Source organism: Streptomyces panacea, assembly GCF_040560175.1.
Classification (GTDB): Bacteria; Actinomycetota; Actinomycetes; order Streptomycetales; family Streptomycetaceae; genus Streptomyces; species Streptomyces panacea.
This window is the reverse complement of sequence record NZ_JARJHW010000245.1, coordinates 1-9339: the sequence shown is the minus strand read 5'-3', so window position 1 is coordinate 9339 and position 9339 is coordinate 1. Positions and strand designations below refer to the sequence as shown.

Annotated in this window: 8 protein-coding genes; 1 reads left to right on the top strand and 7 read right to left on the bottom strand. The window is 73.9% G+C overall.

Going from position 1 to position 9339, the window contains the following annotated elements; all coding sequences use genetic code 11:
• From P3L51_RS33155 to fmt, 6 genes are all read right to left on the bottom strand, one after another.
• Positions 1 to 1438: GuaB1 family IMP dehydrogenase-related protein (locus tag P3L51_RS33155; RefSeq protein WP_354609055.1), on the bottom strand; the 1438-nt coding region annotated here is incomplete at its 3' end.
• A 214-nt stretch (positions 1439 to 1652) separates the two neighbouring features.
• A complete protein-coding gene (locus P3L51_RS33150; RefSeq protein ID WP_435594581.1) occupies positions 1653 to 2669 on the bottom strand; it encodes a sugar-binding transcriptional regulator in 1017 nt (338 codons plus the stop codon).
• A gap of 135 nt (positions 2670 to 2804) precedes the next feature.
• Entirely contained in the window at positions 2805 to 3488 is a 684-nt protein-coding gene (rpe, locus tag P3L51_RS33145) for a ribulose-phosphate 3-epimerase (protein WP_354609053.1), read from the bottom strand.
• Positions 3489 to 3603: 115 nt separating this feature from the next.
• Positions 3604 to 3981, bottom strand: a complete 378-nt coding sequence (locus tag P3L51_RS33140) for a winged helix-turn-helix transcriptional regulator (protein WP_354609052.1) — start codon at positions 3979 to 3981, stop codon at positions 3604 to 3606.
• A gap of 146 nt (positions 3982 to 4127) precedes the next feature.
• Positions 4128 to 5561 (bottom strand): RsmB/NOP family class I SAM-dependent RNA methyltransferase, encoded by a 1434-nt coding sequence (locus P3L51_RS33135; RefSeq protein ID WP_354609051.1) that lies wholly within the window; start codon positions 5559 to 5561, stop codon positions 4128 to 4130.
• Between the two features lie 64 nt (positions 5562 to 5625).
• Positions 5626 to 6582 carry a methionyl-tRNA formyltransferase gene (fmt, locus tag P3L51_RS33130; RefSeq protein ID WP_354609050.1) on the bottom strand — a complete coding sequence of 319 codons (957 nt, stop codon included), beginning with the start codon at positions 6580 to 6582 and terminating at the stop codon, positions 5626 to 5628.
• Between the two features lie 282 nt (positions 6583 to 6864).
• On the opposite strand from fmt, the gene P3L51_RS33125 reads away from it, so the two are divergent.
• Complete coding sequence (locus P3L51_RS33125; RefSeq protein WP_354609049.1) at positions 6865 to 7404, top strand: hypothetical protein; 540 nt, start codon at positions 6865 to 6867, stop codon at positions 7402 to 7404.
• A 98-nt stretch (positions 7405 to 7502) separates the two neighbouring features.
• Here P3L51_RS33125 and P3L51_RS33120 read toward each other — a convergent pair.
• On the bottom strand, positions 7503 to 9339 hold a 1837-nt coding region (locus tag P3L51_RS33120), incomplete at its 5' end, for a primosomal protein N' (RefSeq protein WP_354609048.1).

The window sequence follows — 9339 nt, the reverse complement described above, 5'->3', positions numbered from 1 at the left end:
TCCAGCTCACGTGAAGGGGCTTGCCCTCCGCGTAACCCGCCGCGCTCTGCACACCGACGATCGACTTCTCCGCGAACTCCTCCAGCGAGTTCGCCCCGGCGTAGGTGCACGCGGACCGGACCCCGGCGATGATCGAGTCGATCAGATCCTCGACGCCCGGCCTCGACGGGTCCAGGAACATCCGCGAGGTGGAGATGCCCTCCTCGAAGAGCGCCTTGCGGGCCCGGTCGTACGCCGACTCCTCGCTGGTGCGGTTCCGCACGGCGCGTGCCGACGCCATGCCGAAGGACTCCTTGTAGAGCCGTCCGTCGGCGGCCTGCTGGAGGTCGCCGGGCGATTCGTACGTACCGGCGAACCAGGAACCGATCATGACGTTCGACGCGCCGGCGGCCAGGGCCATCGCGACATCGCGCGGGTGGCGGACGCCGCCGTCCGCCCAGACGTGCTTGCCGTACTTCTTCGCCTCGGCGGCGCACTCCAGCACGGCGGAGAACTGCGGCCGGCCCACGCCGGTCATCATGCGCGTGGTGCACATGGCGCCGGGCCCGACACCGACCTTGATGATGTCCGCGCCGGCCTCGACGAGATCGCGTACGCCCTCGGCCGCCACGATGTTGCCCGCGACGATCGGCACCTTCGGGTCGAGCGCCCGGACGGCCCTGATCGCCGTGAGCATCGACTCCTGGTGGCCGTGCGCGGTGTCGACGACGAGCGTGTCGACGCCCGCGTCGAGGAGTTGCTTGGCCTTGCCCGCGACATCGCCGTTGATGCCGACGGCGGCGGCGACGCGGAGCCGGCCGTCCGCGTCGGTGGCCGGGGTGTAGAGCGTGGCGCGCAGCGCGGCCTTACGGGTCAGGATGCCGACCAGCTTGCCCTCGGCGTCGACGGCGGGTGCCAGCTTGCGGTTGGCTCCGTCGAGCTTGTCGAACGCCTCGCTCGGGTCGATGTCGGCGTCGATGAGCAGCAGGTCCCTCGACATGACCTCGGACAGCTGGGTGAAACGGTCGACCCCGGTCAGATCGTGGTCGGTGACGACCCCGACGGGGCGCAGGTCCTCGTCGACCACGATTCCGGCACCGTGCGCCCGCTTGGGCAGCAGGGAGAGGGCGTCGCCGACGGTCTGGGCCGGAGCCAGGATGATCGGGGTGTCGAGCACGAGATGGCGCGTCTTGACCCAGGAGACGACCTCGGCGACGACCTCGATCGGGATGTCCTGGGGGATGACGACGAGCCCGCCGCGCCGGGCGACTGTCTCGGCCATCCGGCGGCCGGCGATCGCGGTCATGTTGGCGACGACGAGGGGGATGGTGGTGCCGGTGCCGTCAGGGGCGGCGAGGTCGACACCCTGCCGGGAGCCGACGGCCGAGCGGCTCGGCACCATGAACACATCGTCGTACGTCAGGTCGTACGGCGGCTTCAGATCATTGAGGAAACGCATACCGACTCTCTCACCTGCGGTTCTACGGAAAGGGCGGGTGGGAAGTCAGCTCGGACCGGTGACGGTCCCGGCTGCGGCTCCTACGTCATCATCGCCGATGGCACACGGTTCTGGCGAACCGGCGGAGTGCTTTCCGTACCATCGGCCGACGGGGGCCGGGGGCGTTCGTGGCTTCGGCCGAGACCGCCCCGCGCGGGGTGCCCCGGCCGCGTGCTCACTCGCCGTCCGGGTCCGTGCGCTCCAGGGCCGGGCGGGGGCCGGGCTCGAAGTCGCGCAGCAGGAAGTCCGCGGCGGCGGTGTCGGTGACCAGGCTCGTGACGAGTCCGGATCTCAGTACGGCTCCGATGGCGGCGCCCTTGCGCTGGCCGCCCGCGATCGCGACGACCTCGGGGATACGGCGCAGCCGGTCGGCCTCGACGGTGATGCACCGCTCGCCCAGGTCACGTCCGACCCTCCGACCCTCCGCGTCGAAGAGGTGCGCGGACATCTCGGCCTCGACCCCGAGCGACGCGTAGTGCGAGCGCTCCTCGTCGGTGAGCATGTCGTGGACCGTGGAGATGCCCGCCTCCCAGGAACCGATGGAGACGGCGGCGACGGTGACCTTGTCGAAGTAGTCGAAGGCGCGGGCGATACCGGGCTGGGCGCGGAGCGCGGCGGCCGTCGCCGGGTCGGGCAGCAGCATCGGGGCGTAGATCGGGTGCGCCTCGCCGCCGGAGACCTGGGCGGCACGCCGTACGGCCTCGACGGAGCCGCGCTCGGCGGTGCCCGCGTCGTACACGCCGGTCAGCTGGACGACGGTGCAGGGCGGCAGGCGGTCGAGCGCCGCGGCCATATGGATGGTGGAGCGGCCCCAGGCCAGACCGAGGACGTCGCCCTCGACGACCAGTTCGCCCAGGAGGTCGGCGGCGACCTCGCCGAGGTTCTCGGGGTCGGGCGACTCGTCGGCCGCCTCGGCGGGCGACTCCACGACGACGGCGTGCCGCAGGCCGTAGCGGGCGCGCAGGGCGTCGGAACGCTCGGCGTCCAGCTCGGCGGGGACGCGGATCTCGATCCTCACGAGGTCACGTTCGAGCGCGGTCTCCAGGACCCGGGCCACCTTGAAGCGGCTGACGCCGAACTCCTCGGCGATCTGGATCTTGGACTTGCCCTCCAGATAGAAGCGCCGGGCCATGGCCGCCGCCTGCACCAGTTCCGCGGGTCCCATGCGCAGGGCCGGACGACCCGCCGACATACCAGACACCGCGATCTCCTCACTGCTGTTCACACTCTGGACGCGCTCTCATCCTGTCAGATTCGGCGGTCCTTGATCAGCCCGGTAGGGCGGCGTTCATGAAGCCGTGGCCCGGTGGCCGCGTGGTGTTGTGGCTCAGTGGGCGCAGGCCCAGCCGGCCGAGGCGGTCGCCTCGTCGGCCTGGTGGCGCAGCATCCGTACGGCGGCGGCCGGGTCGTCCGTCCCGTACACCGCCGATCCCGCCACGAAGACGTCGGCGCCCGCCTCGGCGCACCGCTCGATGGTCTCGGCGGAGACCCCGCCGTCGACCTGGAGCCACAGCTCCAGTCCGTGCTTGGAGATCAGCTCCCTGGTACGCCGGATCTTGGGCAGCATGATGTCCAGGAAGGCCTGACCGCCGAAGCCCGGCTCCACGGTCATGATCAGCAGCATGTCCAGCTCGGGGAGCAGGTCCTCGTAAGGCTCGACGGGTGTCGCGGGCTTCAGCGCCATCGAGGCGCGCGCGCCCTTGGCGCGGATCTCGCGCGCCAGCCGTACGGGGGCCGCCGCCGCCTCCGCGTGGAAGGTGACCGAGCCGGCTCCCGCCTCGACGAACTGCGGTGCCCAGCGGTCGGGCGCCTCGATCATCAGATGGCAGTCCAGCGGGGTCTCCGTGGCGCGGGCGAGCGCTTCGACCACCGGCACACCGAGGGTCAGATTGGGCACGAAGTGGTTGTCCATGACATCGATGTGGAGCCAGTCGGCGCCTTCGACGGCTTTCGCCTCCTCGGCCAGACGGGCGAAATCGGCGGACAGGATGCTGGGGTTGATCTGAGCCATGTGCCAAGCGTGCCATGCCTCTGACGACTTCCCCGCCGCGATGCGCGTCAGCGGGCCGGGGGGACTGGCACAGTCCACGCAATCCTCGCGTTTTCGCCGCGCGGCGGTGGTCGCCTCAGCTCCGGGCGTCCTCTTCCGCGTCCTGGTCGGCTTCCTGAGCGGCCATGACCTCGCCGCCGTGCTCGAAGGCCCACGCTCCGAAGACACCGATGGGTGTCAGCGAGGTCAGTCCCGCAGTGGTGAGTCGGTACTCGACCCGTGGTGGTGCGCCCGGACGCGCGTGCCGTTCCGCCGGCCCGTTGAACCGGAGGCGCCGCGGTGTCTCGGTGAGGACCTTGGAGCTGATTCCCCCGATCCGCTCGCGCAGTTGGACGGGGCGCCGGGGACCGTGACGCGGCGCCCGGAGCACCACGGCGTTCCACGTGTTCGAGAGCAGGTCGAAGGCCGGGCGGGCGCGGCGGTCGGCGAGCCCCTGGACCTGATCCGCCGTCACATACCGGCGTGGCTCCTCGACATCCCGGCCCGCGACCCGTTGCGGCACGCGAGGACCCGCCCGGCGGCGGCGCGTCCGTCCCGGGCAGCGGCCCGCACCGGACGGGCCGCTGTCCCGGCCGGTGACAATCGTCGGGCGCCCCCGCGTCAGGCGGTACGCCGCAGCAGCGCCAGATACATCGCGTCCGTGCCGTGCACATGCGGCCACAGCTGGACGTCCGGTCCGTCCCCCAGCGCCGGGACACCGGGCATCAGCGGCCGGGCGTCGACCCACTCGGCCTCGGCGGCGGGACCGCCCCTGCCCTTCAGTACGTCCTCCACGACGGTGCGCGTCTCGGCGAGGTGCGGGGAGCACGTGGCGTAGCCAACGACCCCGCCCACCCGCACGGCCTTCAGCGCCTCGCGCAGCAGTCCCCGCTGGAGCGGCGCGAAGGCCTCCAGGTCCTCGGGGCGCCGCCGCCAGCGGGCCTCCGGGCGGCGGCGCAGGGCGCCGAGTCCGGTGCACGGGACATCGACCAGGACACGGTCGAAGACACCGGGGCGCCACGGCGGGCGGGTGCCGTCGGCGGTGATCACCTGATACGGGCCGGGGTTGCCCGCGAGCGCGCGCTCCACGAGGCGCGCGCGGTGCGGCTGCTTCTCCGAGGCGAGGAGCCGCGCGCCGCGCTGGGCGGCCAGCGCGGCGAGCAGCGCCGCCTTGCCGCCGGGGCCCGCGCAGCCGTCGAGCCACCGCTCGTCGGTCCCGTCCAGCGGCGCGTTGGCGAGCGCCACGGCGACGAGCTGGCTGCCCTCGTCCTGGACTCCGGCCCGGCCCTCGCGTACGGCGTCGATGGCGCCCGGTTCGCCGCCTTCGGTGAGCCGGACCGCGTACGGGGACCAGCGTCCCGGCAGTCCGGACTCCTCGTCCAGCGTGTCGAGCAGTTCGTCGGCGGAGATCCGGCCGGGGCGCGCGACGAGCGTCACCTCGGGGCGTTCGTTGTCCGCTTCGAGCAGGTCCTCGATGCCGGCCCTGCCGCCGCCGAGCGCGTCCCAGAGCGCGGAGACGACCCAGCGGGGGTGTGAGTGGACGACGGCGAGGTGATCCTCGGCGTCCTCGTCGTACGGCGGTGCGACACGCTCCAGCCAGGCGTCGAGGTCGTCCTTGGAGATCTTCCGCAGGACGGCGTTGACGAATTTCGCGCGCCCGTCGCCGAGCACGACGCGCGCCAGCTCCACGCTCGCCGACACGGCGGCGTGGGTGGGGATGCGGGTGCCGAGCAGCTGGTGCGCGCCGAGGGCGAGTACGTCCAGTACGGGCGGGTCGACCTGGCGCAGCGGGCGGTCGATGCAGGCGGAGATGATCGCGTCGTACGTGCCCTGGCGGCGGAGCGTGCCGTAGACGAGCTCGGTCGCGAGCGCCGCGTCGCGGGTGTCGAAGTCGCCCGCCTCCCTGGCCTTCTTCAGGAGGGGCGGGAGCACGAGGTTGGCGTAGGCGGCGCGCTCGTCGACGGCCCGCAGTGCCTCGAAGGCGAGGATCCGCACGGGATCCTTCTTGGGACGGCGGTAGTTCTTGGAGGGACGGCGACGGGCCTGCTCGTTCAAAGGTGCTCCGCAAAGGTTCTACGCGTGAAAGATCGTAGGTGCTGCTTCTGGAAGGTCGAACAACTCAGCGTACGTCCGCGGCCCCGTCGGCCGCGCCGAGCCGCTCACCGGGGGCGATCCGCACTCCGCGCGCCCAGTCGGCCGCCCGCATCGGCTTCTTGCCTTGCGGCTGGACCCAGAGCAGTTCGACGGCGTACGAGCCGGTGCCGACGTGCACGGAGTTCTTGCCGACGGCGGGCTCCCCGGGGGCCAGGTCGGTGCGGTCGGTCACCGGCGCGAGCTGGATCAGCTTGAGGCGTTCACCTCGGAAGACGGTCCAGGCGCCGGGCGCGGGGGTGCAGCCGCGTACGACACGGTCGACGCGCAGCGCGGGCGCCGTCCAGTCGACCCGCGCGTCCTCGACGGTGAGCTTGGGGGCGAGCGTGATGCCGTCGGCGGGCTGCGTTACCGCCTTGAGCGTGCCGTCCTCGATGCCGTCCATGGTCGCGGCGAGCAGCCCGGCACCGGCGAAGGCGAGCCGGGTCAGCAGGTCGCCGCTGGTGTCGGTGGGCCGTACGTCCTCGGTGATCACGCCGTACACCGGACCGGAGTCGAGCCCCTCCTCGATGAGGAAGGTGGCGGCGCCGGTCGTCTCGTCCCCGGCCATGACCGCGTGCTGTACGGGGGCGGCGCCGCGCCACGCGGGCAGCAGCGAGAAGTGCAGATTCACCCAGCCGTGGGCCGGGACGTCGAGCGCGACGCGGGGCAGGAGCGCGCCGTAGGCGACGACGGGGCAGCAGTCCGGCGCGATCTCGCGCAGGCGGGTCAGGAACGCCTCGTCGCGGGGCCTGGCGGGCCGGAGGATCTCGATGCCCGCCTCTTTGGCGCGCTGTGCGACGGGGCTGGCGACGAGCCTGCGGCCCCGGCCGGCGGGCGCGTCGGGGCGGGTGACGACGGCGGCGACCTCGTGCCGGTCGGAGGCGATCAGTGCGTCCAGGGCGGGTACGGCGACCTCGGGGGTGCCTGCGAAGACGAGCTTCACTGCGGGACTTCCTCGCTCTCTCGTGCGGCTCTCACGGTCCGTCGGGTCCGCGTACCGGCACGGTCGAGGACGGACAGCGCACCAGTCTATGGGCCCGGACCGGGTCCGGCGGACCTGGTCCGGGCAGGGGGCGTACGGGAGCCCGCACGCCCCGCGCATATGCGCATACGCCCCCGCAGCGTGACCACAACGGCGGGTGGCGCGTTGTCAAGGGAGATTGACCACAAACGGGCCGCCCGGTGCGGCCCGATCCGTTTCAACGCCGGTTCGAGAGGCTTGTTCATGGCCGACCACGCAACCCACGACGCACAAGCCCGGGCAAATCTGCACCTGTTGGTGCGGGACATCGAGCGCGTCCGCCGGCAGGTGGACGCACTGCGCACCCTCACAGCCCAGTTGGGCAACGTCTACCGCCCGCGCCGTTCAGGCCCCTCGACGGGCTTCGTCGTCTACGGCCGGGCGCCAGCCCCGACCGTCCGTCTCGCGCAGGAGCTGCGGGACAGTGTCGAGAGCCTGGTGACGGCGGCCGTGGACTTCGATCGCTCGCTGGGCTTCTCGTGGGACGCGGTCGGCTCGGCGCTCGGTGTCACCAAGCAGGCGGTGCACCGCCGTTACGGTACGCGGCGGGCGGCCCAGCAGGCGGCCGTCGCCGAGGGGGACGGCCCGCAGGACGCCGCGCAGCCCCGCCCGCCGGTGCCGGTGCAGGGCGTCGTCCCGGCCGTGCCGGCGGCCCGGTCGATGCCACCGCAGCCGACGGTGGGGGCGCAGCCGCTGCGCGAGGAGGCGCGCCCGGGGGCGTTCCCCGGCCCGCGCAACGGCTGACGCCGGGACCTCCGTACATGAAGTCCTGACTTTCGGATCGCGCCGGACCCGCCGCGTCTGCGGCGGTTCCGGCGCCCGAGGGCGGCTCATCCGGCCCGTCAGCCGATGTCGGGGGGATCGATCCGGATCCGCACCGGGTCACCGCCACCCCGTGCCAGGCGGTTCGCCTGCGCCGACTTCAGGGCCGCCGCCAGCGCCGCGCCGCTTCCCGGCGGCACCCGCAGCAGCGCGCGCTCCCACACCTCGCCCGGCGGCGGGTCGCCGGTCCTGCGGGGCCGGGCCGGGTCGGTGACCGGCAGCGGCACGGGCCCCAGGATCTCGGCGTCGGGCGGCAGTTCGGCGGCGGTCAGGAACGCGGCCACCGCGTCCGGCCCCCCGGTCACCGCCGCCATCCGCGACACCGGCGGAAAGCCCAGCTCCGCCCGCTCGGCCAGCTCGCGCTGGGCGTGGCCGACGGGGTCCCACCGCACGAGAGCCTGCACGGGCCGGAGCGTCGGCTCGGCCACGACCACGACCGTGCCGCCGTCGGCCTGGCCCCGGACCAGCGAGGCGGCGTGCAGCCAGCGCCGCAGCGCCTCCTCCCCCGCCCTCAGGTCGGGCCGGCCGAGCATCGCCCAGCCGTCGAGGAGCAGCGCCGCCGCGTAGCCGCCTTCGGCGACGGGCTCGGCGCCGGGCGTGCTGACCACCAGCGCGGGACGGCCGGGGACGGTGTCGAGGATGTGGTCGCGGCCCGACGTACGCACCGGGACCGCCGGGAAGGCCCGGCCCAGCTCCTCCGCCGTACGCCGCGCCCCCACGACGCTGGCGCGCAGCCGCGTGCCGCCGCACTCCGCGCAGCGCCAGGCGGGCTCGCCGCGCCCGCACCACGCGCAGTGCAACTCCCGCTGCTCGGGCGCCTCCAGGGGTCCCGCGCAGTGGCGGCAGCGGGCGGGCGCCCGGCAGCGCTCGCAGCCAAGCCGGGGCACATAGCCGCGCCGGGGCACCTGCACGAGGACCGGGCCGGTCTTGAGTCCGTCCCGGACGGCCTGCCAGGCGAGACTCGGCAGCCGGGCCGCGCGCGCGGCCTCGTCGCGCGCCAGCTCGCCGTCGCCGACGGTCCGCACCAGGGGCGCGGCCGTGCGCAGCCGCTCCCGGTCGGCCGTCATGGGCAACGCCCAGCCCGTCTCGACCAGTTGGGCCGCCTCCACGGTGCAGCCCGTACTGCCCAGCAGGAAGGCGCACCTGTCGTGCGCGGCGCGCAGCAGCAGGACCTCGCGGGCGTGCGGCAGCGGCGCGTGCTGTTCGCTGTGGCTGGAGTCGCCGTCGTCCCAGATGGCGACGAGCCCGAGGTCCCGTACGGGAGCGAACATGGCGGCGCGGGTCCCCACGACGGCCCGCACCGCGCCGCGCCGGACGGCGAGCCACTGGCCGTACCGCTTCTGCGGCCCCGTCTCGGCGGTGAGCAGCGCGTGGTGTCCCTCGCCGAGCAGGGCCGTGAGCGCGGTGTCGACGCGCGCCGCCACCCGGCCGTCCGGCACGACGACGAGCGCCCCCCGGTCCGAGGCGAGCGTCGCCGCGACGGCCCGCGCCAGCTCGTCCGCCCAGTGCGGTCCGGGCAGCGCGGTCCACACCGCCCGTGGGGCGCCGCCGTCGGCGAGCGCGGTCAGGAAGGCCGCGCCCTTCGCGTACCGCTCCCAGGTGCCCGTCTCCGGTCTGTCCGGCGCGGGCAGTCGTTCGGGCGACGGCTTGGCCTCCGCGCGCGCGTTCCTCGGCGGCACCGCCAGTTGCAGTACGTCGGCGAGGCTGCCCGCGTAACGGTCGGCGACGGCCCGCGCGAGCCCCAGCAGCTCGGCCCCGAGCACGGGCTCCGGCGACACCACACCGGCCAGCGCGGCGAGCGGCCCGGCGTAGTCGGACTCGGCCAGCCGCTCGACGACGAACCCGTCGATCAGCCGC

Excerpts from the sequence above, each read along its gene's own strand:
- P3L51_RS33150 (WP_435594581.1), bottom strand. The coding sequence starts at position 2,669 with ATGTCGGCGGGTCGTCCGGCCCTGCGCATGGGACCCGCGGAACTGGTG.
- P3L51_RS33125 (WP_354609049.1), top strand. The coding sequence starts at position 6,865 with ATGGCCGACCACGCAACCCACGACGCACAAGCCCGGGCAAATCTGCAC.
- rpe (WP_354609053.1), bottom strand. The coding sequence starts at position 3,488 with ATGGCTCAGATCAACCCCAGCATCCTGTCCGCCGATTTCGCCCGTCTG.